This window comes from Streptomyces sp. ID05-26A (genome assembly GCF_033794685.1).
GTDB lineage: Bacteria > Actinomycetota > Actinomycetes > Mycobacteriales > Pseudonocardiaceae > Lentzea.
On the sequence record NZ_JARAYZ010000002.1, the window covers coordinates 589280 to 612548 of the forward strand.

The 23269-nt window shown below is 71.0% G+C and carries 29 protein-coding genes; 16 read left to right on the forward strand and 13 right to left on the reverse strand.

Annotation, left to right across the window (positions count from 1 at the left end; all coding sequences use genetic code 11):
* The first annotated feature begins 6 nt into the window (after positions 1–6).
* The 4 genes from PV646_RS18340 to PV646_RS18355 all read left to right on the forward strand — a co-directional run bounded on the left by PV646_RS18340 (position 7) and on the right by PV646_RS18355 (position 3896).
* Positions 7–1146 carry a Gfo/Idh/MocA family protein gene (locus tag PV646_RS18340; protein WP_500345030.1) on the forward strand — a complete coding sequence of 380 codons (1140 nt, stop codon included), beginning with the start codon at positions 7–9 and terminating at the stop codon, positions 1144–1146.
* Positions 1147–1186: 40 nt separating this feature from the next.
* Positions 1187–2194, forward strand: a complete 1008-nt coding sequence (locus PV646_RS18345) for a sugar phosphate isomerase/epimerase family protein (RefSeq protein ID WP_500343371.1) — start codon at positions 1187–1189, stop codon at positions 2192–2194.
* Between the two features lie 45 nt (positions 2195–2239).
* Entirely contained in the window at positions 2240–3454 is a 1215-nt protein-coding gene (locus PV646_RS18350) for an ROK family protein (protein WP_500343372.1), read from the forward strand.
* A gap of 163 nt (positions 3455–3617) precedes the next feature.
* On the forward strand, positions 3618–3896 hold the full coding sequence (locus PV646_RS18355; RefSeq protein WP_500343373.1) for a LuxR C-terminal-related transcriptional regulator: 279 nt from the start codon (positions 3618–3620) through the stop codon (positions 3894–3896).
* 1 nt (position 3897) lies between these two features.
* Here PV646_RS18355 and PV646_RS18360 read toward each other — a convergent pair whose 3' ends face one another.
* Positions 3898–4128 carry a hypothetical protein gene (locus PV646_RS18360; RefSeq protein WP_500343374.1) on the reverse strand — a complete coding sequence of 77 codons (231 nt, stop codon included), beginning with the start codon at positions 4126–4128 and terminating at the stop codon, positions 3898–3900.
* Between the two features lie 100 nt (positions 4129–4228).
* Here PV646_RS18360 and PV646_RS18365 point away from each other — a divergent pair, with 100 nt between their 5' ends.
* Positions 4229–4762 (forward strand): TetR/AcrR family transcriptional regulator, encoded by a 534-nt coding sequence (locus tag PV646_RS18365; RefSeq protein ID WP_500345031.1) that lies wholly within the window; start codon positions 4229–4231, stop codon positions 4760–4762.
* On the opposite strand, the gene PV646_RS18370 is transcribed toward PV646_RS18365, so the two are convergent.
* On the reverse strand, positions 4721–5164 hold the full coding sequence (locus tag PV646_RS18370) for an SRPBCC family protein (RefSeq protein WP_500343375.1): 444 nt from the start codon (positions 5162–5164) through the stop codon (positions 4721–4723). The genes PV646_RS18365 and PV646_RS18370 overlap by 42 nt on opposite strands.
* Before the next feature lie 43 nt (positions 5165–5207).
* On the reverse strand, positions 5208–5624 hold the full coding sequence (locus PV646_RS18375; protein WP_500343376.1) for a MarR family winged helix-turn-helix transcriptional regulator: 417 nt from the start codon (positions 5622–5624) through the stop codon (positions 5208–5210).
* Between the two features lie 56 nt (positions 5625–5680).
* On the opposite strand from PV646_RS18375, the gene PV646_RS18380 reads away from it, so the two are divergent.
* The 5 genes from PV646_RS18380 to PV646_RS18400 all read left to right on the forward strand — a co-directional run bounded on the left by PV646_RS18380 (position 5681) and on the right by PV646_RS18400 (position 10260).
* Positions 5681–6376 carry an alpha/beta fold hydrolase gene (locus tag PV646_RS18380; RefSeq protein WP_500343377.1) on the forward strand — a complete coding sequence of 232 codons (696 nt, stop codon included), beginning with the start codon at positions 5681–5683 and terminating at the stop codon, positions 6374–6376.
* Between the two features lie 46 nt (positions 6377–6422).
* The gene (locus PV646_RS18385) at positions 6423–7211 is read left to right on the forward strand and encodes an ABC transporter ATP-binding protein (RefSeq protein ID WP_500343378.1); all 789 of its coding nucleotides are present in this window, start codon (positions 6423–6425) and stop codon (positions 7209–7211) included.
* A 210-nt stretch (positions 7212–7421) separates the two neighbouring features.
* Positions 7422–7754, forward strand: coding sequence for an ATP-binding protein (locus PV646_RS18390; RefSeq protein ID WP_500343379.1), 333 nt, complete (start codon positions 7422–7424; stop codon positions 7752–7754).
* A gap of 16 nt (positions 7755–7770) precedes the next feature.
* Positions 7771–8376, forward strand: coding sequence for a response regulator (locus tag PV646_RS18395; protein WP_500343380.1), 606 nt, complete (start codon positions 7771–7773; stop codon positions 8374–8376).
* Between the two features lie 108 nt (positions 8377–8484).
* Complete coding sequence (locus PV646_RS18400; RefSeq protein ID WP_500343381.1) at positions 8485–10260, forward strand: serine/threonine-protein kinase; 1776 nt, start codon at positions 8485–8487, stop codon at positions 10258–10260.
* On the opposite strand, the gene PV646_RS18405 is transcribed toward PV646_RS18400, so the two are convergent.
* On the reverse strand, positions 10249–10812 hold the full coding sequence (locus tag PV646_RS18405; RefSeq protein WP_500343382.1) for a TetR/AcrR family transcriptional regulator: 564 nt from the start codon (positions 10810–10812) through the stop codon (positions 10249–10251). The genes PV646_RS18400 and PV646_RS18405 overlap by 12 nt on opposite strands.
* A gap of 114 nt (positions 10813–10926) precedes the next feature.
* Between PV646_RS18405 and PV646_RS18410 the strand changes: the two genes are divergently transcribed.
* Positions 10927–11355, forward strand: coding sequence for a DUF6069 family protein (locus PV646_RS18410; RefSeq protein WP_500343383.1), 429 nt, complete (start codon positions 10927–10929; stop codon positions 11353–11355).
* A gap of 45 nt (positions 11356–11400) precedes the next feature.
* Here the strand turns inward: PV646_RS18410 and PV646_RS18415 are convergent, their stop codons facing one another.
* From PV646_RS18415 to PV646_RS18425, 3 genes are all read right to left on the reverse strand, one after another.
* Positions 11401–12135 carry a D-Ala-D-Ala carboxypeptidase family metallohydrolase gene (locus PV646_RS18415; RefSeq protein ID WP_500343384.1) on the reverse strand — a complete coding sequence of 245 codons (735 nt, stop codon included), beginning with the start codon at positions 12133–12135 and terminating at the stop codon, positions 11401–11403.
* 174 nt (positions 12136–12309) lie between these two features.
* The gene (locus PV646_RS18420; RefSeq protein WP_500343385.1) at positions 12310–12954 is read right to left on the reverse strand and encodes a dihydrofolate reductase family protein; all 645 of its coding nucleotides are present in this window, start codon (positions 12952–12954) and stop codon (positions 12310–12312) included.
* Between the two features lie 131 nt (positions 12955–13085).
* A complete protein-coding gene (locus tag PV646_RS18425) occupies positions 13086–13757 on the reverse strand; it encodes an AIM24 family protein (protein ID WP_500343386.1) in 672 nt (223 codons plus the stop codon).
* 135 nt (positions 13758–13892) lie between these two features.
* Between PV646_RS18425 and PV646_RS18430 the strand changes: the two genes are divergently transcribed.
* From PV646_RS18430 to PV646_RS18440, 3 genes are read left to right on the forward strand one after another with little or no spacing between them, the layout of a single operon-like run.
* Positions 13893–15293, forward strand: a complete 1401-nt coding sequence (locus PV646_RS18430) for a fatty acid desaturase (protein WP_500343387.1) — start codon at positions 13893–13895, stop codon at positions 15291–15293.
* Between the two features lie 10 nt (positions 15294–15303).
* Entirely contained in the window at positions 15304–15915 is a 612-nt protein-coding gene (locus tag PV646_RS18435) for a TetR/AcrR family transcriptional regulator (RefSeq protein ID WP_500343388.1), read from the forward strand.
* Between the two features lie 18 nt (positions 15916–15933).
* Entirely contained in the window at positions 15934–16854 is a 921-nt protein-coding gene (locus tag PV646_RS18440) for an SDR family NAD(P)-dependent oxidoreductase (RefSeq protein ID WP_500343389.1), read from the forward strand.
* Here the strand turns inward: PV646_RS18440 and PV646_RS18445 are convergent.
* The 3 genes from PV646_RS18445 to PV646_RS18455 are packed head-to-tail and all read right to left on the reverse strand — an operon-like array spanning position 16847 to position 18364.
* Positions 16847–17203 carry a 5-carboxymethyl-2-hydroxymuconate Delta-isomerase gene (locus PV646_RS18445; protein WP_500343390.1) on the reverse strand — a complete coding sequence of 119 codons (357 nt, stop codon included), beginning with the start codon at positions 17201–17203 and terminating at the stop codon, positions 16847–16849. The genes PV646_RS18440 and PV646_RS18445 overlap by 8 nt on opposite strands.
* 4 nt (positions 17204–17207) lie before the next feature.
* The gene (locus PV646_RS18450; protein WP_500343391.1) at positions 17208–17870 is read right to left on the reverse strand and encodes a GNAT family N-acetyltransferase; all 663 of its coding nucleotides are present in this window, start codon (positions 17868–17870) and stop codon (positions 17208–17210) included.
* The gene (locus tag PV646_RS18455) at positions 17867–18364 is read right to left on the reverse strand and encodes a winged helix-turn-helix transcriptional regulator (protein ID WP_500343392.1); all 498 of its coding nucleotides are present in this window, start codon (positions 18362–18364) and stop codon (positions 17867–17869) included. Before PV646_RS18455 ends, PV646_RS18450 begins: the two co-directional genes overlap by 4 nt.
* Positions 18365–18556: 192 nt before the next feature.
* On the opposite strand from PV646_RS18455, the gene PV646_RS18460 reads away from it, so the two are divergent.
* Entirely contained in the window at positions 18557–20032 is a 1476-nt protein-coding gene (locus PV646_RS18460; RefSeq protein ID WP_500343393.1) for an alpha/beta fold hydrolase, read from the forward strand.
* Position 20033: 1 nt separating this feature from the next.
* On the opposite strand, the gene PV646_RS18465 is transcribed toward PV646_RS18460, so the two are convergent.
* On the reverse strand, positions 20034–20795 hold the full coding sequence (locus PV646_RS18465) for an SDR family oxidoreductase (RefSeq protein WP_500343394.1): 762 nt from the start codon (positions 20793–20795) through the stop codon (positions 20034–20036).
* A gap of 101 nt (positions 20796–20896) precedes the next feature.
* Here PV646_RS18465 and PV646_RS18470 point away from each other — a divergent pair, with 101 nt between their 5' ends.
* Positions 20897–21736, forward strand: a complete 840-nt coding sequence (locus PV646_RS18470) for a helix-turn-helix transcriptional regulator (RefSeq protein ID WP_500343395.1) — start codon at positions 20897–20899, stop codon at positions 21734–21736.
* On the opposite strand, the gene PV646_RS18475 is transcribed toward PV646_RS18470, so the two are convergent.
* Positions 21729–22205: a GNAT family N-acetyltransferase gene (locus PV646_RS18475; RefSeq protein WP_500343396.1), complete on the reverse strand. Its 477-nt coding sequence runs from the start codon at positions 22203–22205 to the stop codon at positions 21729–21731. The two genes, PV646_RS18470 and PV646_RS18475, sit on opposite strands and share 8 nt — an antisense overlap.
* A complete protein-coding gene (locus PV646_RS18480; RefSeq protein ID WP_500343397.1) occupies positions 22202–23224 on the reverse strand; it encodes an alpha/beta hydrolase in 1023 nt (340 codons plus the stop codon). Before PV646_RS18480 ends, PV646_RS18475 begins: the two co-directional genes overlap by 4 nt.
* Between the last annotated feature and the right edge of the window lie 45 nt (positions 23225–23269).

Below are 23269 nucleotides of genomic sequence, written 5' to 3' on the forward strand. Positions count from 1 at the left end.
ATCGCGATGATCGGCCACGCCTTCATGGGAGCCGCGCACTCCCAGGCGTGGCGGGTCGCGCCTCGCTTCTTCGACCTGCCGGTGCGGCCGGTGATGTCGGTGCTGGCCGGCCGTGACGCCGGCCGCACGCGGGCCGCCGCCGAACGACTGGGCTGGGCGGAGGCCGTGACCGACTGGAAGGCCGTGCTGGACCGCGACGACGTGCACGTGGTGGACATCTGCACGCCGGGTGACACCCACGCGGAGATCGCGGTCGCGGCCCTGGAGGCGGGCAAGCACGTCCTGTGCGAGAAGCCGATGGCCAACACCGTCGCCGAGGCCGTCGCCATGGCGGAGGCGGCGGCGCGGGCGGCGGAACGCGGCGTGCGGGCGATGGTCGGGTTCAGCTACCGGCGCGTGCCCGCCCTCGGGCTGGCCAGGGATCTGGTCGCCCAGGGCAGGCTCGGGCGGATCCACCACGTGCGGGCGCAGTACCTGCAGGACTGGATCGTCGACCCGGCCGCGCCGCTGTCGTGGCGGCTCGACAAGGAGAAGGCCGGGTCGGGCGCGCTGGGGGACATCGGCGCGCACATCGTCGACGCCACCCAGTTCATCCTCGGCGACACCATCAGCGAGGTGATGGGGACGCTGGTGACGTTCGTGCCGGAGCGTCCGCTCGCCTCCTCGCACTCCGGTCTGGCCGGTACCGCCGCCACCGGCCAGACCGGGCCCGTCACCGTCGACGACGCCGCGCTGTTCCTGGCGCGGTTCGGCGGCGGCGCGCTCGGTTCGTTCGAGGCGACGAGGTTCGCCAACGGCCGCAAGAACGCGCTGCGCATCGAGATCAACGGCTCGGCGGGCAGCCTGGCCTTCGACTTCGAGGACATGAACGTGCTGCAGTTCTTCGACGGCACCGAGGACTCGTCCGTCGCGGGGTTCCGGCGGATCATGGTCACCGAGCCGGGGCACCCGTACGTGGGCGCCTGGTGGCCCGCCGGGCACGGCCTGGGCTACGAGCACGCGTTCACGCACCAGGCCGTCGACTTCGTGCGAGCCGTGGCGGAGGGGACGGATCCGGCGCCGTCGTTCGCCGACGGGCTCCAGGTGCAGCGCGTCCTCGCCGCCGTCGAGGACAGCGCGTCGTCCCGCACGTGGCAGCAGGTCTGAGCAGCAGGTCTGGGCAGCAGGATCGAGGAGGAGACCGGAGATGGCACGTCCGATCACGTTGTTCACCGGCCAGTGGGCCGACCTGCCGTTCGAGGAGGTCTGCGCGCTGGCGTCGGGCTGGGGCTACGACGGCCTGGAGATCGCCTGCTGGGGTGACCACCTCGACCCGTGGCGGGCGGCGGAGGACGACGACTACGTCGCGGAGCGGCACGCGATCCTCGCGAAGCACGACCTGAAGGTGTGGGCGATCTCGAACCACCTCACCGGCCAGGCCGTCTGCGACGACCCGATCGACGAGCGGCACCAGGGCATCCTGTCCGCCCGCAACTGGGGTGACGGGGACCCGGAGGGCGTGCGGCAGCGGGCGGCGGAGGAGATGAAGGCGACCGCGCGGGCCGCCGCGAGGCTCGGCGTCGACACCGTCGTCGGGTTCACCGGTTCGTCGATCTGGAAGACCGTCGCGATGTTCCCGCCGGCGCCTCAGTCGATGATCGACGCGGGCTACCAGGACTTCGCTGACCGCTGGAACCCGATCCTGGACGTGTTCGACGAGGTCGGCGTCCGGTTCGCGCACGAGGTCCACCCGTCGGAGATCGCCTACGACTACTGGACGACCGTGCGCGCGCTGGAGGCCATCGGGCACCGGCCCGCGTTCGGCCTGAACTGGGACCCGTCGCACTTCGTCTGGCAGGACCTCGACCCGGTCGGGTTCCTGTGGGACTTCCGCGACCGGATCTACCACGTCGACTGCAAGGACGCCCGCCGTCAGGTCGGCAACGGCCGCAACGGCCGGATGGGCTCGCACCTGGCGTGGGCCGATCCTCGTCGTGGCTGGGACTTCGTGTCCACCGGACGTGGTGACGTGCCGTGGGAGCAGTCGTTCCGGATGCTCAACACGATCGGCTACTCCGGTCCGATCAGCGTCGAGTGGGAGGACGCGGGCATGGACCGGCTGATCGGGGCGCCCGAGGCGCTGGAGTTCATCCGCCGCAACGCCTTCGACCCGCCGTCGGCCTCGTTCGACGCCGCGTTCAGCTCCGGCGGCTGACCCTGCCCGCGCACTGTCTTCTGGTTCCGATGTGACAATTGTTCGATGGAGAGCACCTTGGGTGTCGAGGCGGGTTCGCCGGCCGCAGTGCTGCGGATGTTGATGGACGGCAGCCCGCGCACCCGAGCGGAGATCGTGGCCGCGACCGGCCTCGCCCGGTCGACGGTGCGCGCGCGGCTTGATCTTCTGGTGGCCGCGGGCCTGGTGAGCGACAGCGGCACGGGGGAGTCCACGGGCGGGCGCCCGGCGGGCAGGTTCGGCTTCAACCCGACCGCCCACCTGGTGCTCGCGGCCGAGGTGGGCGCCACCCACGCCACGGTCGCGATCTCCGACCTGTCCTGCCGGTTGCTCGCGGTCGAGCAGGTCGAACTCGACGTGGCCGACGGCCCGGCGTCGATCCTCCCGCTCCTGGTCACGACCTGGCGCTCGATGCTGCGCACCGTAGGGCCCGCGGAGATCGCGGGCGTCGGCATCGGCCTGCCGGGCCCGGTGGAGCACTCGACCGGCCGCCCGAACAACCCGCCGATCATGCCGGGCTGGGACGGGTTCGACGTCCCGGCGGCGATCGAGGCGGAGTTCGCCGTGCCGGTCCTCGTGGACAACGAGGTCAACCTCATGGCCTTGGGCGAGCACACCGCGTCGCACCCGGACGTGGCGCACATGATCGTGGTGAAGGCGGCGACCGGCATCGGTGCGGGCCTGATCAGCAACGGCGTCCTGCACCGCGGTGCGGCGGGCGCGGCGGGCGACCTCGGGCACATCCGCGTGCCCGACGGCGGCTCGGCGCTCTGCCGCTGCGGCAACACCGAGTGCCTCGAAGCCGTGGCCGCCGGTCCCGCGCTGGCGGCGAAGCTCCGTGAGCTGGGCCATCCCGCGCACTCGACGGCCGACGTGGTGAACCTCGTGCGGTCCGGCAACCTCGAGGCCGGCCGCGTGGTGCGGCAGGCGGGCCGCGACATCGGCGAGGTGCTCGCGGGCTGCGTGAGCATGTTCAACCCGTCGCTCGTGGTCATCGGCGGCCTGCTGGCCGAGGCGGGCGAGATGCTGCTCGCGGGCGTGCGCGAGTCGATCTACCGCCGCTCGTTGCCCCTGGCCACGGAGAACCTCCGCATCGTCGCCTCGGGCGCCGGGGTGACCGCCGGTGCCCTGGGGGCGGCGGCGATGGTGGTGCGGCACGTGCTGTCGCCGGAGGTGCTGGACGCACGGCTGGGCGAGGTCGCCGCTGCGGCCGAGCTGCAGCTGTCCTCGCAGGCCACCTAGAACAGACCCATGGGCGCGTCGTGGCTCAGGCCCCGGCGCGCCTTTCGCATGCCCGGACAACGCCGAGTAGCGGCGACAGTCAACCTGAAGATGCCTGCCATTTGACAGCAACGTGACCGACTTTTGATTGACAGTCGCCAATAGTCCGGCATACCGTCGCCCTATGACTGTGACCCCCATGACATCGGTGGTGGCCGCGCGCCCCGTTGGGTGGACGCGCAACGAGCCGACGACCGCAACTCAGCACCTGCTGCAGCTCATGTGCACGGGTGCGACCGACCGAGCGATCGCACGGGAACTGGACGTCAGCCTGCGCACGCTGAACCGGCGCATCGCCCGCCTGCAGTCGTTGCTCGGCGTGCAGTCGCGCTTCCAGCTGGGGGCGCTCGCCGCCGAACTGGAGTGGCTCACGGTGGCTCGGCCGCGCGCGGCCGGGGAGTAGTTCAGAGGCGCAGGACCGGCGGATCTCCCGGTGAGGGCGTCTCGGGCGTGCGCTCCGCCTCGGCCTGGATCTCGATGTTCGTCCGGTGGGACACGGGGTCCCAGATCTCCTCGAACGGCGCCATCAGTGACTGGCCACTGCCGGTGCGGCGCGCTCGCAGGGCGTACCAGGTGAACGCCGCGAGGGTGAGCGGCACGCTCAGGAACGCCACCACGCCGGCGAGAAGGCCCATGCGCCCGACTGTGCAGTGACACGGTGTTTCCAGAAACGTGGTGTTGCTGAAATGGTCAGGCTGACGCGCGGAACAGCAGGCGCAGACCCACGAGCACCTGCTGAGGTCCGGACGTGAGGTGTTCCTGCGGCAGGGCTTCCTGAAGACCACCGTCGAGGAGATCGCCGCGGACGCCGGCTACACCCGCGGTGCCGTCTACAAGCACTTCGGCGGCAAGGAAGGCCTGTGGCTCGCGATCGTCGAAGCCGACGCCGGCCTGCACCTGCGGGGCCTGAGGGCCGCGCTGGACCAGGCCACCTGCCGTGACGACGCGGTGAAGTGGGCCAGGGCGGCCGCCGAGGTGCTCGCCGCGACCGCGCGGCAGCCCGAGATCGCGGCCCCGATCGCCGCCCTCCAGCAGCGTCACGACGACCAGGTCGTCGCCCTGCTGACCGAGCACGTCGAACGGCTCGGGCTCACGCCCTCGATGCCGTTGCCGCAGCTCGTCGTCATGATCGGGGCGCTGGGCATCGGGCTGGCGCTGCGGCGGTCGATCGCTCCGGCCGGCGATCCCGCCGCCATCCTCGCCCACGTCCTGGAAGCGGCGCTGACGTCAGGCGGTGGCGCCGAACAGGTCGGCCAGTCGCTGCAGTGAGCGGCGCATCGAGGCCTTGTTGCGCCGGGGTACGGGGGAGAGGTCGAGCAGCAGCGGGACGCGGGCGGTCGACCAGTCGAACGTCTCGGTCACCTCGGTGGTGCCGTCGTCCAGGGGCGTGAGTTGCCAGCGCCAGCGGTGCCCGTTGAAGTGGCGCCAGGCGATCAGCCGGTTCTCCTCGAACTCCACGACGGTGTTCTCGATCCGGTACGCCAGTCCGATCTTCATGTCCATGCCGAACGCGGCACCGAGCGTGAGCCGGTCCGGAGCGTCCGGCCGCGGCGCGAGGACGGACCCGGAGCCGTCGATCAGCGGGTGTTTCGCCGGGTCGGTCAGCAGGTCGAAGATCCGCTCGGCGGGCGCGGGCACGGTCGTGGTGACGGAAACGCTTCTCCTCGGCACGTCCCAAGCCAATCATTCGCGGCCGATCCACGCACAACGCGGGTCAGAGGTCGCTGCCGAGCGCGACCTCCAGGAGGCCGCCCAACTGGTCCAGTTGCGCGGCCGACAGCCCGCTGAACGACGACTCGACCACCTGGTCGGCCAGCGCCTGCCCCTCGGCGCGCAGCCGGGCGCCCTCCTCGGTGAGGCGGTGCCGCACCGCCCGTCCCGGGCCCGGGACCCGTTCGACGAGCCCGCGTTCGGCCATGCGCACCGCCAGTGAGCCGAAGGACTGGTCGGTCTGGAACGTCAGCACCGCGAGGTCGTGCAGGGACGCGTCCGGCTGCCGGTGCAGGTGGCGCAGGGTGTCCCACTGCACGAGCGACAGCCCGAGCGGGGCCAGCGCCTGGGTCAGCGCCCGGTGGTGGCGGTGTTGCAGGCGCTTCACAGCGAGCGCGACGTCGGCTGGACGGTGGGTCACGGCGCCCAGCTTAACCAACCTTGCTTAGATAAGCATCCTTATCTAAGGTTCCTTATATGACTCGAACCTACCTCCTGCTGCACGGTGGCGGCGGCGCTCCCACGATGACCTCGTTCGCCACCCTGCTGGCCGAACGCACCGGGGCGCAGGTGCTCGCGCCCGTCCATCCCGGGTTCGGCGGCACCCCGAAGCCCGCCGGGCTGACCGGTGTCCGCGAGTTGGCGCGGCATTACGTCGAGATGCTGGACTCGTCGGACCTCACGGACGTGGTGGTCGTCGGCAGTTCGTTCGGTGGCTGGCTGGCGGCCGAGATCGCGTTGTGCGCGAGCCCTCGCGTCAGCGGCGCGATGATCGTCAACGGGATCGGCGTCGAGGTCGACGGCCACCCCATGACCGACGTGCGCGGCCTGAGCGTCGCCGAGATCCGCGCGTTCTCGTTCCACGACCCCTCGAAGCTGCCGGTGCCGCCGACCGGTTCGGGGCCGAGCCCGGACGTGCGGGCGCTCGTCGCGTACGCCGGACCGTCCATGTCGGACCCCACGCTGCTCGGCCGGCTCGCCGACGTGACGATCCCGGTGCACGTGCTGTGGGGTGAGAGCGACCGGATCGTGGATCCCGGCTACGGCAAGGCCTACGCGGCCGCGATCCCGTCGGCGACCTTCACCCTGCTGCCGCGCACCGGCCACCTGCCACAGGTGGAGACCCCCGAAGAGTTGATCACGGCCATGACATCTGTCATGCCCAGGACATGACGCCTGAGCCCCTCACGGTGCCGCGGTGGCGCCGAGCATCGAGGGCATGACGGAGACAGCTGTGCGGGCCGGCGCCGCGGTGGCGTTGAGCGGCCTGAGGAAGCGGTTCGGCGAGGTGCGCGCGGTCGACGGGGTCGACCTGGTGATCTCGCCCGGAGAGGTCGTGGCACTGCTCGGACCCAACGGGGCGGGCAAGTCCACGACGGTCGACATGCTGCTCGGACTGTCCACACCGGACGCCGGTGAGATCAGCGTGTTCGGCAAGTCGCCGCGGGACGCGGTGGTGGCGAGGCAGATCTCGGCGATGTTGCAGAGCGGCGCCCTGCTCGACGACGCGACGGTCGCCGAGGCCGTGAGGTTGATCGCGTCGTTGCACCGCAAGCCCATGCCGGTGGCCCAGGCGTTGCGCCAGGCGGGGATCGCGGACCTGGCCAGGCGCAAGTGCACCAAGCTGTCAGGCGGGCAGAAGCAACGCGTGCGGTTCGCGCTGGCACTGGTCTGCGAGCCGGACCTGCTGGTGCTGGACGAGCCGACGGTCGCGATGGACGTGGAGACGCGGCGCGCGTTCTGGCAGCAGATGCGCGCGTACACCGACACGGGCCGCACGGTGTTGTTCGCGACGCACTACCTCGAGGAGGCCGAGGAGTACGCGGACCGCGTCGTGCTGATGCGGTCCGGACGGGTCGTGGCGGACGGGTCGTGGCGGATGGGTCGGTCGCACAGGTGCGCGCCGCGGTGTCGGGCCGCACGTTGCGCGCGGTCGTGCCGGGTGCGGCGGATCTCGACCTGCCCGGCGTGCGCGCGGTCGAACGACGCGGTGACCAGATCACGTTGACCTGCAAGGATTCCGACGCTGCCGTGCGCGCGTTGCTGGCCCACTACCCGCATGCCCACGACATCGAGATCACGGCGCTCGGCCTCGGACGCGTTCCTCGCGCTGACGGGGGAGGACCACCGATGAACACCCGATTCCTCGGCCTGGCAGGCACTGAGCGACGTCCGCACCACCGTCTCCGGCTACTGCGAGGTCTCGCTCTCGGCCGAGATGGTCGGCGCGCGGGCGGCGTTGCGCGCGGCCGACATCGAGGCGGACCTGCCGCACGCGGTGGGCAACGTGCGACCCGAGCTCCAGGGGGTGTTCGGGTACGTGGTGCGCGAGGCGATCACCAACGTGCTGCGCCATGCCGCCGCGACGCGCTGTTCGGTGCGCCTGGGCGACACCTGGCTCGAGGTGCGGGACAACGGACGCGGCACCGGGGTCGGCACCCCGGGAACAGGGTTGAAGGGCCTCGCGGAACGACTCGAACCACACGGTGGCACGGTCGTCGCGGGCCCGGTGGACGACGGTGGCTACGGGCTGCGCGCCGAGGTCGCGTGAGCTTGTGGGAGACGACGTGATCAGGGTGCTGCTGGCCGACGACCAGGCGCTGGTGCGGGGCGCGTTCGCCGCGATGCTGGGCCTCGAACCCGACATCGAGGTCGTCGCCCAGGTCAGCGCCGGCGACGAGGTGGTGGCCGCCGCCCGCCGCACCACCCCCGACGTCGCGCTGCTCGACGTGCAGATGCCGGGCCAGGACGGCCTCAGCGCCGCCGCCGGCCTCCGCCGCGCCCTGCCGAGCTGCCGGGTGATCGTCTGCACGACGTTCGGCCGCCCCGGCTACCTCGCGCGGGCGATGGCGGCGGGCGCGGCGGGGTTCGTGGTGAAGGACGCCTCCCCGGAACAGCTGGTCGACGCCGTCCGCCGGGTGCACGCGGGCCTGCGCGTGGTCGACTCCGCCCTCGCCGCCGAGTCGCTCGCCACGGGCCACAGCCCGTTGACCGACCGGGAACGCGACGTCCTCGCCGTTGCTCGCGATGGGGGCACGGTGGCGGACCTGGCTCGGGCGTTGCGCCTGTCCGAGGGCACCGTGCGCAACCACCTGAGCGCCGCGATCGGCAAGACCGGCGCGCGCACGCGGGCCGAGGCCGTCAAGGTCGCGGAGGACAGTGGCTGGCTCTGACGGTCTCGATCACTTCCGGGCGACCGCCGACGTAGGCTGCCTGGCGGAACCTGGGGCGGTCGGCGCGCGTCGACTCGAACGGACAAGGCGCTCGGGAACACGAGGACGATGACGGAAGAGACGTTCGGGCCGTACCGGATCGAGCAGTTGCTCGGTCGCGGCGGGATGGGCGAGGTGCACCGGGCCTACGACACGGCGCACGACAGGTCCGTCGCGCTCAAAAGGCTCTCGCCCGGCTACCACGACGACGAGGACTACCGGGCCCGCTTCCGCCGCGAGGCGCAGATCGTCGCCCGGCTGCGCGAACCGCACGTCATCCCCATCCACGCCTACGGCGAGATCGACGGCCGCCTCTACCTCGACATGCGACTCGTCGAGGGCGCCGACCTGTCGGACGTGATCCGCGAGGGCACCATCGCACCGGCGCGGGCCGTCGCCATCATCGACCAGGTGGCGAGCGCCCTCGACGCCGCGCACGCCGACGGCCTCGTGCACCGCGACGTGAAGCCCTCCAACGTCCTCGTGACGCCGAGCGACTTCGTGTACCTGGTGGACTTCGGCATCGCCCGCAGCGCCTCCCCGGCCGCGACCAGCCTCACCGCCTCAGGTTCCGTGGTCGGCACCCTCGACTACATGGCCCCCGAACGCTTCGAGAGCGGCCCGGTCGACGGCCGCGCCGACGTGTACGCCCTGGCCGGCGTCCTGTTCGCGTGCCTGTCGGGCCGCCGCCCGTTCACCGCGGACGGCACCGCCGCCCAGATCTGGGCACACATGAAGGAGGTGCCGCCCAAGGCGTCGCCGCTCAACCCGGCGGTGCCGGCGGCGCTGGACGAGGTCATCGCCAAGGGCATGGCCAAGGACCCGGCCGACCGGTACGCCACGGCCGGGGCGTTGGCGCGGGCGGCGGCTCAGGCGCTGGCGGCACCCGCAGGACCACCGGCGACGTCGCTTCCCGTGACCCCGCGTCCCGCTCCACTCTCGACCCCGCCCGCAGGACAACCCGCAGCCCAGCGCGGCACTCCACCGGGCGGCCAGTCAGTGCCGCGGTTCGGGCCCGCGACTCCGCCGAGCGGCCACGTCGCACCCGCCTCGGCGCAGTTCCCCCAGCGACCCGCACCCCAGTACGGAACCCCGCCCACACCCCGGCACGGCCCCCCGCCCGCCTTCCACCCCGCCGCCACGGGCCCTCACCCCCACCCGCCCACCCGCGTCCAGCCCTCACCGGCCAAGCGGATCGCCCTCGCTGGCGGAGTCCTCGCGGTAGTGGCAGGCATCGTCGCCACGATCGTGATCATCGGAAACGGCCAGAAGACCCAGGGTTCCGGCACGACCGGCAGCACAACCCCCAGCACCACCTCCACCACCACGACCACCACGACCGCCTCGAAGGTCACCACCACGACGCGGTCACCCGAGTACGACAAGCTCGTCGCCGCACTCCCGGCCGTCTTCCGCACCGGTCCGCCGTGCGCACCCGCCGCTCCGGACAAGGGCGTGGTGGCGGCGGTCCGGTGCACCGGCGCGAAACCCGACGGGCTCGGGTTCCCGCCACCGGCCGAGGCCGAGTTCCGGCTGTTCGCCGACCGGCCGAGCCAGGACGCGTTCTTCCAGGCCCTGGTGACCAGCCGGGGCATCCCGCGCAACGACGCGCGCGGCGGCTGCCGGCCCAAGGTCGACGCCATCCACTACGCGCTCTACTACCGCAACCCCTCCGGGCCGCTGGAGGGTGAGTTCACGACGTGCTTCCTGGCCGACGGCAACGCCCAGGTCTGGTGGGTCGACACCAAGACCCTCACCATCGGCGCGCTGAAGAAGCCCGGCGACATCGACGTCCTCGACAAGCTCGACCTGTGGTGGAACCACCAGATCCTGTCAGCGTTCTAGGTGCCCCTGGAGGAACCGCCGCACGACGGCCTCGGGGTCTGCGGGCGCCTGCGTGGCCCTCTGGTCGACGCGGCGGGCGATGGCGCGCATCATCACCGGCCCGATGAGGGCGAAGAACGTGTGCCGTGGCGGTTCGACGACGAGGGAACCGCGTCGTTGGTGGTGCAGGATGACAGCGTCGACCTTCTCCAGCAGTGACTCCGGTTCGGCGAGCACGGCGGCCACCTCGGGGCTGAACTTGGCCTCCCGCATGAGGGTGAGCACCACGCCGCCGCGCCTCTCGTAGAGCGACGAGTAGTAGCCCACGATCGTCAGCAGGTCGGCGGCCACGTCGTCGCCCGGCGCGTCGAGGTCGAGCGAGAACCCCGCGAAGTTGCCGCGGACGGCCTCCCGCAGCAGGTTCTGCTTCGAGACGAACCGGCGGAACAGCGTCGCCTCGTTGATACCGGCGGCGTCGGCGATCGCGCGGGTGGTCGCGCGTTCGTACCCCTGCTCGGCGATCACCTCCAGCGCCGCGTCGTACACCGCCTGGTCGGTCACCCGGCTGGCCACTCATCCTCCTCGATCGGACCCTGATGCAAGTGGACACTTGCATAAACGCACCCGGATGGCTACGTTGAATTGCAAGTGACCGCTTGCATTCAAGTCTATCGAAGGACAGGGCTCATGGCCGACACCACCGCTCGCACCGGAGCTCTCGCGCCCACGACCGCGGAGGTCGTCGTCGGCCTGCTGGGCGCCGCGGTGATCTCGATCGCGGTCAACGCGCTGATCGCCCTGGTGGCGGGCAGGTTCGTCCCGGACGGCACCGAACGCATGGGCCTGGCCGTGGCGGAGTACGCGCCGGCGACGGTGATCGGCATCGTCCTCGGCACGCTCGGCTGGTACCTCGTGCGCCGCTTCGCCCGCGACCCCCGGCGAGTGCTGCGCGTCCTGGTGCCCGCCGTCGTCGTGGTCTCGTGGATCCCCGACCTCGGCATCCTCGCGGGAGGCGCCAGCCTGGTGAACTCGCTCGCGCTGATCGCGATGCACACCGTCGTCGCCGCGGCCACGGTGCCGGTGCTGTCGCGGGTCATGCCTCTCGGCACCCGCTGACCGCACCCGCGAACGGGGCCGCGCCGCCGCGCGGCCCCGTTCGTGTCAGATGCCGCAGCTCGGCGCGGACCAGAAGCGCGACGACTTGTGCGCGACGTGCACGTGGTCGTTGTGGCCGGTGTAGCCCGGGCCGAGGATCTCGTTGAAACCGTGGTTGCGGGCCTGCTGCGCGAGCGCGCAGAAGCCCTGCGGACCGGCCCCCAGGTCTACGGCGTCGCCGTAGAGGTGACGGCTGCCGGCCGCGCCGCCGACGGCGTTGTTGCACGACACGCTGCGGAAGCCGCCGTTGACGTCGATCGGCCGGTCACCCATGGCGTGCCGCATGGCCTGCAGCTTCCACATGGACACCAACGCGTTGGCACGCGCGGTCGCCGCGGACACGTTGCCGCCCGCCCAGGTCGAGTTGCAGTTGTTCAGCTCGTCGTAGGTGAAGTTGACCGGCGTGCAGTCGTCGTCCTGCAACGCGTAGATCTTCGCGAACGTCGCGGGCCCGGCGATCCCGTCCGCGCCGAGGCCGTAGGCCTGCTGGAACCGCGTCACCGCGGCCTTCGTGCCGGCCCCGAACTGCCCGTCGAGCCCGAGCACCGCGCCGTAGCCCGGGTAGCCCGCGACCCGGATCTGCAGCTGGCGCACGTCCTCGCCCGACGCTCCCTGGGAGAGCGTGCGGCCCCACGTGTAGCAGGCGTCCGCCGCCGAGGGATCCGCTTGTGCCGCAGCAGGAGCGGCGGTGACGATGCCGGACAGCAGAGCCAGCACCGGTAAGACGAAACGGAGTTTCATGACAGGCGCACCTTTCGATCACAGGGAGGTGCAGCGTGTCGAGGTCCCGCCGGGTCTGTCAACGACCAACCAACTCCAGCCCTGGTTGGGCGCCGGGAAACCACCCGGATAGCGGCCGGGTTCGAACTGGAGATCAGCCCGGCGTCATCCGGGGTGGTCCGGGAGCGGCTGACGTCACTTCCGCCAGAACAGGTGGTGCGTCACCCCGCTCGAACTCGGAACGACGTCGACGTGGAACCGGTCGAGCAGCTCGTCGGGCGACTTCCACAACGGCACCCCGTGCCCGAGCTCGACCGGCGACACCGCGACGTGCAGCGTGTCGATCAGGTCGGCGTCGAGGAACGACCGGATGGTGGTGGCACCGCCGCCGATCCGCACGTCCTTGCCCCGCGCGGCCTCCTTCGCGCGCCGCAGGACGTCCGCCGGGTCGCCGTTCACGAAGTGGAAGGTCGTGTCGGAGAGCGTGAACGACGGCCGTTCGTGGTGGGTCAGCACGAAGACCGGCGTGTGGAACGGTGGTTCGCCGCCCCACCAGCCCTGCCAGTCGTGGTTCTCCCAGGGGCCGCGGTGCGGGCTGAACTTGTTGGCGCCCATGATCTCCGCGCCGATGTTGTGCGCGAAGTCGCGGGTCAGGTAGTCGTCGAGGCCGCGGCTGCCACCGGGGTCGGTGCGGTTGGGCCAGCTCGCCGTGGCACCCGCCCACGCGAACATCGTGCCGGGGTCGGCGTGACCGAACGGCCTGTCGAGGGTCTGGTCCTCACCGGCGCCGAACCCGTCCTGGGACACGACGAAGTTCTGGACCTTCACCAGCTGGGTCATGGAGCTTCCTTCCACTCTTGGTCGAGAGGCAGACCGCGGCGGCCGCGCGAACTCATCGGTCCCGGAGGGAGATCATGCTCCGTGCACGACACACCCGCAGGCCCTCGTCGGCCCGCGGGTGTGTCCGAGCGTCACTGCGCGGTCGGCAGCGGGTGCCCTTCCGAGGCCTGCACGACGACGATGCCGTTGCCCTGCAACGCGAGCTGGTACGCCTCGCCCGACCCGCGCCCGATGATGGCGCCGAGCTTGGCCGTCTTGCGGATCGACGACTGCAGCGAGGTCGACCACAGCACCGCGGACTGCATGTCGACGTACGTGGGCACGTCCACGTTCAGCACGACCGGCGTCCCGTAGGCGGTGACGGCCAGGGCGCCGGTGCCCGTGAACGTGGTGTTGAACAGGCCGCCGCTGAGCATCGACGCGCCCTCGGTGCGGTTGATGTCCCACTGCAGCGTGCTGTCGAACGCGAGCACGTTGCGGCCGTTGACGGTGACCGACTCGTTCTCCAGGTACAGCACGAAGATCTCGTCGGCGTCCTGGGCGAGGAACACGTCGCCGCTGCCCGACACCTTCATCAGCGACATGCCCTCACCGGTGAAGGCCTTCTTGAACAGCTTGCCGATGCCGCCGGCGCCCTCGTAGGCGAAGTCGACGTCACCCTGGTAGGCGACCATCGATCCCTGCTTGGCGAAGAAGAACCCGCCGCTGCCGGTGAGGTCCACCTTCAGCATGCGTTCGTTCTGCAGTTGGAAGCTTCCCGGCTCGACGGCACGTTCCTGGTGGTTGAACAGTGAGCTGCGCATGCCCAGATGATGCAGGTGATCTTGGGTCCGTGCACCGCTGGGGTGAAGTCGCGCCCTCGGCTTTACAAATGCCACCCTCTTGTCAAATCAACTTTACGTGCCCTACCGTTCTGTCAACCTCCCGAGGAGCGTGGCATGAGCGACATGAAGGCAACGGTGCCCGTCGGCTCAACCGAGCAGTGGACGGACGGCAAGCGGTACCTGTGGCTGCTGGGGCTGGTCGTGCCGTCCCTGGCGTTCCTGGCGATCGGGATGCACGCGGCGACGGGCTGGGGCGTGTGGTTCTGGATCGGCCCGATCGTGGTGCTGCTGATCGTCCCGGCGATCGACCTCTTCGCCGGGCTCGACCGCAGCAACCCGCCCGACGACGTCATCGAACGGCTGGAGAACGACCGCTACTACCGCTGGATCACCTACCTCTTCCTGCCGATCCAGTACGTCGGGTTCGTGGTGGCGTTCTGGCTGATCGCGCGCGGTGATCTGTCCGTGGTGGACAAGATCGGGCTCGCGGTGTCGATCGGGTGCATCGGCGGCATCGGCATCAACACCGCGCACGAGCTGGGGCACAAGAAGGAGAGCCACGAGCGCTGGTTGTCCAAGATCGCGCTGGCGCAGAGCTTCTACGGCCACTTCTACATCGAGCACAACCGCGGCCACCACGTGCGGGTCGCGACCCCGGAGGACCCGGCGAGCAGCAGGGTGGGGGAGAGCTTCTACCGGTTCTGGCCGCGCACCGTCTTCGGCTCGGTCAAGTCGGCGTGGCGGCTCGAACGCAAGCGGTACGCGCGGCGCGACCGGCACCCGTACCGGCTGGGCAACGACGTGCTCAACGCGTGGCTGATGTCGGCGGTGCTGTGGGCGGCGATGATCGGGTGGCTCGGCGTCGGCATCGTGCCGTACCTGCTGATCCAGGCGGTGATCGGCTTCTCGCTGCTGGAGGTCGTGAACTACATGGAGCACTACGGGATGTTGCGGCAGATGGTCGGGGCACCGGGCCGCCGCCGCTACGAGCGGGTCGATCCCAGCCACAGCTGGAACTCCAACAACATCGCCACGAACGTCCTGCTCTACCACCTGCAGCGGCACAGCGACCACCACGCGAACCCGACCCGGCGCTACCAGACGCTGCGCGACTTCGCCGAGTCACCGGTGCTGCCCACGGGGTACGCGGGCATGATCCTGCTCGCCCTGGTGCCGCCGCTGTGGCGCCGCGTGATGGACCCACGGGTGCAGGGGCACTTCGGTGGCGACATCGGCCGCGCCAACATCCAGCCGGGCAAGCGCGCGAAGGTGCTCGCCCGTTACGGCGGCACCGACACCGGTGATGCCGTCGTGGCCGACAGCCGTGGCGACGCGACCGCGGGCGGCATGTGTCCCGGCTGCGGGTACGTCTACGACGAGAAGGCGGGCGACCCGCGCGAAGGTTTCCCCGCCGGAACGCCGTGGGCCGACATCCCCGACTCGTGGTGCTGCCCGGACTGCGGCGTGCGGGAGAAGATCGACTTCGTGGCGCCGGGCCGCGTGACGTCGGCTTAGGATCAGGCGCATGGGCGGGACATCTCCGGCAGCGGCCTCGGGCCGGCGACAGCCGATCGTCGAGGCGGCCATCGAGATGACCGCCCGCGACGGCTGGGCCGCGGTCACCATGACGCGGCTCGCCGAGCAGGTCGGCGTCAGCAGGCAGACCGTCTACAACGAGGTCGGTTCGAAGAACTCCCTAGCCGACGCGATGCTGGCGCACGAGCTCGGCCGGTTCCTCAGTGCCATCGGCGCCGCCTTCGACCGCCACGCGGACGACCTGGTCGAGGCGATCCACGACGCCGTCCGCGACGTCCTCGAACTCGCCCGCGGGAACCTGCTGGTCCGCGCGATCGCCTCCGCGACGCACGGCGCCGACACCGAACTGGTGCCGCTGCTCACGACCCAGGCGGAAACGCTGCTCGTCGAGATCAAGGCGATGCTCGCGGCACGGGTCGAGTCCTATCGGACGGGCCTGACGGGCGAGCAGGTCGAGGTGCTGATCGACCTCATGACGAGGACGGTCCTCAGTCACGTCGTCCAGCCGACGGGCACCCCGGCCGGCACCGCGGACGGCCTGGCGTGGCTGGCGTCACGTGTGCTGGAGGAGCCCGCGAGGAAACCGTTGCGCTTCGGCTGACGAACACCAGAGGTGAGCGTGCTCGACATCGTGGCGGACCGGCTCGTCGTCCCCGGCTACTCGAAGTGGGGATACCGGCTGCGCAGCAGGAACTGGTCCGACCTGGACCCCGGGGCGCTGCGCGGCCGCAGAGCCGTCGTGACCGGGGCCGGTTCGGGCATCGGCAAGGCGACGGCACTCGGACTGGCCCGGCTCGGCGCCGAGGTGGTGCTGGCCGTGCGCGACGAACGCAAGGGCGAGGCGGCCCGCGCCGAGATCGTCGCCGCGGTGCCGGACGCCACCGTCCTGGTGCGGCACTGCGACGTGTCGAGCCTGGAGTCCGTCCGCCGGTTCGCCGCCGAGATCGACCGTCTGGACGTGCTGGTGCACAACGCCGGAGTCCTCCCGCGCGAACGCCAGGTCACCGCGGAAGGCCACGAACTCACGTTCGCCACCCACGTGCTCGGCCCGGTGCTGCTGACCGACCTGCTGCGCCCGCTCCTCGCGGCGTCACCGAACCCGCAGGTCGTGCTCGTCTCGTCCGGCGGCATGTACACCCAGCGGCTGCGCGCCGACGACCCCGAGTACCGCGAGGGCACCTACAAGGGCGCGACCGCCTACGCCCGCACGAAACGGATGCAGGTCGTGCTCGCCCCGCTGCTGACCGAGCGGTACGCCTCCGACGGCATCGCCGTGCACGCCATGCACCCCGGATGGGCCGACACACCCGGTGTCGCCGGTTCGCTGCCGGGATTCCACCGGCTGACCAGCACGTTCCTGCGCACGTCCGAGGAGGGCGCGGACACGGTCGTCTGGCTGGCCGCGACGACGCACCCCGGCGGCCGCTTCTGGCACGACCGCCGCGAACGCCCGGCGCACGTGCTGCCGGGCACCGCGGAGAAACCGGGTGAGGTGGCCGCGTTCCGGCAGTACTGCCTCGACGCCGCGGGCCTCAGATGACGACCTTCTGGTACTGCTCGCGGTCCATGTCGTAGACCTCGAGCGTGACCTGGGTCGGCAAGCCCTCGACCGGCTTGAGGTGCTCCTGGGCGATCCCGATGCCCACCCGGCCCACCTCCTGCTTGAGCTCGACCGACCGGCCCGTCAGCAGCCCGACCCTGATGTGGACCATCGCCGCGGGCGAGCCGTCGCCGATCACGGACTCCTCGATCCGGCGGAACCGCGTCTTGAACGCCGCCACCTCCGCGCTGACCAGCGGCCCGACGGTCCGGTGCAGCGCGAGGGCGAAGGCACGGCGGTCTAAGCCCTCGCCCAGTTCGGCGGAGTACTCGACGGTGATCTGTGGCATGGACTCACGCTACCGGCGCGGTGACGAACAGAAGAGTCGTCTCGAGGCGTAGACGGAACCCCAGCCGCTCGTACAACCGCACGGCACCGGTGTTGGACGTGAGCACGTGCAGGAACGGCGCCTCGCCGCGCTCCCGGATGCCGTGCGCGACGGCCAGCAGCAGCCGCGTCCCCCAGGCCTGCCCGCGCGCGTCCGGGTGCGTGCAGACGGCGCTGATCTCGGTGTGGCCCGGCACCCGCAGCCGTTCCCCGGCCATCGCGACCAGCCGGCCTTCGCGGCGGACACCGAGGTAGGTGCCCATCTCGATGGTGCGGGGCAGGAACGGGCCCGGTCGCGTGAGTTCGGCCAGGTCCATCATCTCGGGGACGTCCGAGGCGGTGAGGCGGACGGCTTCGGGCTCCGGTGCGGCGGCGATGCCGTCGTCGACGTACTGCCGCATCGGCAGGCGCCTCCCGACCTCCCAGTCGTGTGGTGGTTCGAGGCCGGTCAGGGCGGCGTGCGGTGTCAACGCGGCGAGGTCGAGCCAGTCGGCGTCGGTCGGTTCGGCCGGCAGCGCGACGAACGGCGACATGTCGGCCGGGTAGCGCAGCACGTTTCCCTTGCGCTCGGCGAAGCGCGCGTGCGGTCCCTTCAGGGCCGAGTGGGCGGCGTGGTCGAGCGGGTTCACGAGAGCGGCTCCAGCAGTCGGCGCGGAGTGGTGAGCAACGCCGAGAAGGGATCGGCTGCGCCGGGTGTGAAGCCAGGTCCCGGCTCGACGCGGGTGTCGGCCGGGGGCACCGTTGCGCCGCAGGAGGAACAGCGGCCCGACGCGTCGATGCGGCCGTCGTCGGTCTCGTGGCGGAACGTGCGCTTGTCGCCGCCGGGGGAGTAGTGCTCGTCGCCCCACGTCATCATCGCCCGCAGGACCGGCCACAGCTGGACGCCCTTGGCCGTCAGCAGGTACTCGCCGTCGACGTGCTCGAGGACGTCCTCCTGCACGAGGAACCTCAGGCGGTTGGTCAGGACGGCGCGGGGGATGCCGAGTTGGGCGGCGAAGTCGCCGAAGCGGCGGGCACCGAAGAACGCGTCGCGGACGATCAGCAACGTCCACCGCTCGCCGACGATCTCCAGCGTTCGTGCCAGCGAGCAGTTGCGGTCCGCGTAGGTGCTGGGCAGTGCCATGGCACCCAATGTAGTTCATTCACCGAACTGCTGTGGGCCGGTCGCGAAGGTCCACGGCCTGTCTGTCCGATCTGGACGGACGCCCGCACCTGATCAGCCTGAGGTCGGACGCGCGGATCATCCGCTCGCACGATCCGCGCGCACGAACCGCCTTCCTACGCTGGCGCCGACCAGATCCGGGGAAGAAGGCACATGTCCACCGCACTCACCGTCCTGGGACGCTGCGCGGCCGCTGCCGTGCTCGTCGCTCCGCTCGTCACCGCCACTCCCGCGCTGGCGGCACCGTCCACTGTGCACTGGCGGCCGTGCGACCAGGTCCAGGAGCACTGGGACCCGGCCGACACCCGCTCCGAGTGCGCCACGGTGTCCGTGCCGCTCGACCACGCCCGCCCGCACGGCCGCAGGATCGACCTGGCCATCAGCCGCATCAGGGCCACCGACCCGCACCGGCGGCGCGGAGTGCTGCTGATGAACCCCGGCGGTCCGGGCAACCAGGGCATCGACATGCCGTTCGCGATGACGAGGACCAGGTTCGCGGACCTCAACACAGACCACGACCTCGTCGGCTTCGACCCGCGCGCGGTCGGGTCGAGCGGCGGCGTCGAGTGCGAGGCGACCGCGGAGGACGGCCCCGAGCCGGACCCCGGGGCAAGCCCGGAGGCGCGCTTCCGCCAGGACTACGAACGCAACGCCCGCACGAACGCCCGGTGCATCGGTTACGACCGCGAGCTGCTCACGAACCTGTCCACCAGGGCCGTCGCCGACGACATGGACCTCATCCGCGCCGCGCTGGGGGAGCGGAAGATCAGTTTCTTCGGCATCTCCTGGGGCACCGCGCTCGGCGCCGTCTACCGCAGCCACCACGACCGCCGCGTCGACCGCATGGTGCTCGACTCCGTGATGCCGGCCGACTACACGCTCGAGACGATGAACCTCGGCGCCAGCGCAGCCAAGCAGGCCAACTACGAGGTGCTGGCCGGCTGGCTGGCCCAACGAGACGAGTCGTCTCGTCTCGGCGCAACCCCGCAGGCGGTCACCGCCTCGATCAGCGCCCTGGTCGCGAGGCTCGACGCCGCCCCCGTCACGATCACCCCGCCCGGCGGCAAGCCGCGCACCTACTCCGGCAGCGCGGTCCGCTCGATGCTCACCTACAAGCGCGAGGTCTGGCCGCGGGTCGCCGACTCGATCGTGGCCCTGCGCGACGGCGGTGTGCCGCCGCTGACCGGGGACGAACCCGAGCTGGAAGGCTTCGGCCTGACGCCGGTCTGGTACGGCGGCCTGCTGATGCAACGCGCCGTGCACTGCAACGACCAGGGCAGGGCACCGGACGTCGACGAGGCGTGGCGCCAGGCCCGGCACCGCGAGGAGCGATACCCGTTCTTCCGCAACGGCCACGGATACGGCAACTGGTGCGCGGGCTGGCCGTTGCCCGCCACGCCGTGGCAGCTCGAGCGGGCCACCAGCCCGTTGCAGCTCTCCGGCCACCGCTACGAGACCAACACGCCGCTGTTCTTCGCCGAGCAGATGCAACGGAAGATCGGCGGCGCACTGCTGACGGTGGACGACAGCGCGCACGGGTCGTTGTGGGCCATCGACTGCGCGGACAAGGCCGTGAAGTTCTTCCGCACGGGGCAGACCTCGAACGACGCCTGCCCCGGAATCAGCTAGTTCACTTGCCGTGAGGGTCCGTGGCGTTGAGCGCGGCGACGACCTGGTCGTAGTCGCCGCGCGCCTCGCCGTAGCGCAGGAACTTCACCCGCTCGACCTGGATCTCGCGGGCGTCGGGCTGCGTCTCGATGATGCCCACGACCTCGGCGACGTACGCGTCGAGCGGCATGGCGTGCTCGCTCTCCGCCTGGCCGGGCAGCAGGTCGGTCCGCACCGACGGCGGCTCCAGCTCCACGACCCTCACCGACGTGTCCGCGAGCTGCAGACGCAGGGTCTCGCTGAGCATGTGGATGGCGGCCTTGGACGCGTTGTAGCTCGGCGTGATCTTCAACGGCGCGAAGGCGAGTCCGGACGAGACGGTCATGATCGTGGCGTCCGGCAGGGACCGGAAGTGCTCGACGAACGCGGCGATCAGGCGCATCGGGCCCAGGACGTTCGTGACGACGGTGTTCTCCGCGGATTCCAGGAAGGAGGAGCGGGTCCAGTCCTCGATCCGCATGACACCGGCCATGGTGATCAGCACGTTGACCGCCGGGAAGCGGGTGATGACGTCCTTGGCCGCGGCCTCGACGCTCGACGCGTCGGCGGTGTCGACGCGGACGATCTCGAGGCCGGGGTGTTCGTCGGCGATCCGGTCGAGCAGTTCGGTGCGCCGGCCGCCCACGACCACGGTGTTGCCGCGCTCCCGCAGGGCGAGGGCGAGCGCCAGGCCGATTCCGCTGGTGGCGCCGGGGATGAAGACGGTGTTTCCGGTGATGTCCATGGCACCGAGCTTCTGCCGATCTCCGAGACCGCGGCAGAGAGCCCTTGTCGGGGGATCGGCGATCCCTGGTTCGCCGCGCGAGGGCCCGGATACTGGGGTGCATGGATCGGGTCGAACTCGCGGGATTCCTCCGGCGCCGCCGGGAGGAGCTGAGGCCGGAGGACGTCGGGCTGCCGGTGGGCGCGCGCCGGAGGGCACCGGGGCTGCGGCGCGAGGAGGTCGCGGCCCTGGCCGCCATGTCGACGGACTACTACACGCGCCTGGAGCAGCAACGCGGCCCGCAGCCGAGCGAGCAGATGCTGGCCTCGCTGGCCCGCGCCCTCAGGCTCAGCGACGACGAACGCGACTACCTGTTCCGCGTCGCCGGTCGCAACGCCCCGTCGCCCCGGACCACCGGCACCCACGTGGCACCGGCGCTGCAACGGGTGCTGGACCGGCTGAACGACACGCCCGCGCTGATCCTTTCGGACCTCGCCGAGGTCCTCGTGCAGAACCGGTTCGCCGAGGCGCTGTACGGCGACTCCTCTCGCTTCACCGGCCACGCGCGCAGCGGGATCTACCGCTGGTTCACGAACCCGGACGAGCGCCTGATCTACCCCGAGCACGACCGCGACCGGCAGAGCCGCACCCAGGTCGCGAACCTGCGCGCCGCCTACGCCTCGACGGGGCCGCGGTCGAGGGCGGGTGAGCTGGTTCGCGTGCTGCGGAAGGAAAGCACCGAGTTCGCCGAGCTGTGGGAACGGCACGAGGTCTCGAAGCGCTACGAGGACCACAAGGTGCTGATCCACCCCCAGCTCGGCGAGATCGAGGTGGACTGCCAGGCGTTGTTCACCGAGGACCAGTCGCAGGCGCTGCTGGTGCTGACCGCGCCACCGCGCACCGAGGCGTTCGACAAGATCCAGCTGCTCGGTGTGCTGGGCACGGAGAAGTTCGTCAGTTGAGGACGAGAACGGTCTCCTCGACCTCGGCCTTCCGCGCCGCCGCGTACCCCTTGTCGGTCCCGACCACTTCGAAACCCGCCCTGGTCAGGACGCGCAGCGAACCCGCGTTGTCACTGGCCACGCGCGCGTGCACCGGCCGGACCGTGACTTCCCGCAGCAGCAACGAGACCGCGCGTCCCGCCACGCCCTGACCCCACACCGCGCGGTCGACCCAGTAGGTGATCTCGGTGTCGCCCTCGATCACGAAGCTCGCGATGCTGCCCACGACCCGTCCGTCGCCGACGATCACCCGGTTCGTGGTCCCGGGGTTCGCGAGGTTGCGGCGCAGCCACGCGTCGAAGGCCGCACGGTCGTCGGGGTCCTCGGCGGTGAACGCGGCCATCGCCACCGACTCGGGGTCTCTCATGAACTCGAACAACGCGTCGAAGTCGGCGTCCTCGACCGGGCGCAGCGTGACGTCAGTGATCATCGGGCGAGCCTGTCCGCCAGCCACGCCAAGGAAAGCGGATACCGGAAGTCGATCGCGCCGTGACCCGCGTCGAACAGTTCGAAGTGGACTCGTTCGTCCGGGAGCCCGGCCGCCGCGATCTCCTTGCGGAACGCCTCCGCGCCCAGGTCGAGGTAGTACTCGTCCCTGGTGCCCGCGTCGATCCACACGGCCCGCAGCGAGCGGATCGCGTCCGCGTGCCCGGCCACCATTCGCACCGGGTCCCAGTCGAGCCAGTGCCGCCACACCTCGGGGATCGGCGCTCCGGTGACCGGGTCGAACGGCAGCCGGGGCGTGCCGTCGTCGTCGGCCGAGAAGCACGCCGCCACCCCGAGGATCCCGAGCAGGTCCATGTCCTCGGGCTTGGTGAACGCGGTCCGGCTCCGGAAGTCCGCCCACCACTTGTGCACGTCGTGGTCGTAGCCGCGCAACGCCCGCGCGGCCTTGCCGAAGTCCGCGAGGTAGCAGAGTTCGTAGAGCGCGTCACCGGCGTGCGTCGCGAGGGCGCCGAACAGGTCGGGCCGCAGCATCGGCGTGATCATCGCGCCGAACCCGCCCGACGACTTGCCCGCGATCGCCCGCGACTCGCGGTCCGGGATCGTGCGGTAGTGCGCGTCCACCCACGGCACGATCTCGTCGCACAGGTACGAGTGGTAGCGGCCGGTGCCGGGGGAGTCGACGAACTGCGAGCCGCCGTACGACGTCCAGGCGTCGACGTACACGACGACGCACCCAGGGGCGCCGTCGGCGAACACCGCGTCGGCCGTCTCCAGGAACGGCTGGCGGAACGGCGTCCGGTTCGCCCACATCGCCAGGTGCCCGGTGTAGCCCTGGATCAGGTAGACGGTGGGGTAGCGCTCGGACCCGGTGTCGTAGCCCGGTGGCACGTACACCCACAGCGGCCGCTCGTGCGGGTCTCCGAGTGGGTTGTCGCGCAGCAGCGCGGAGTCGATCGTGTGCCGGTCCAGCCGGCCGGCCAGCGGTCCCTCCCAAGGCAGCATGGGCCCAGTCAACCACAGTGGACTCGCCAGTCCAGAAAATCTACT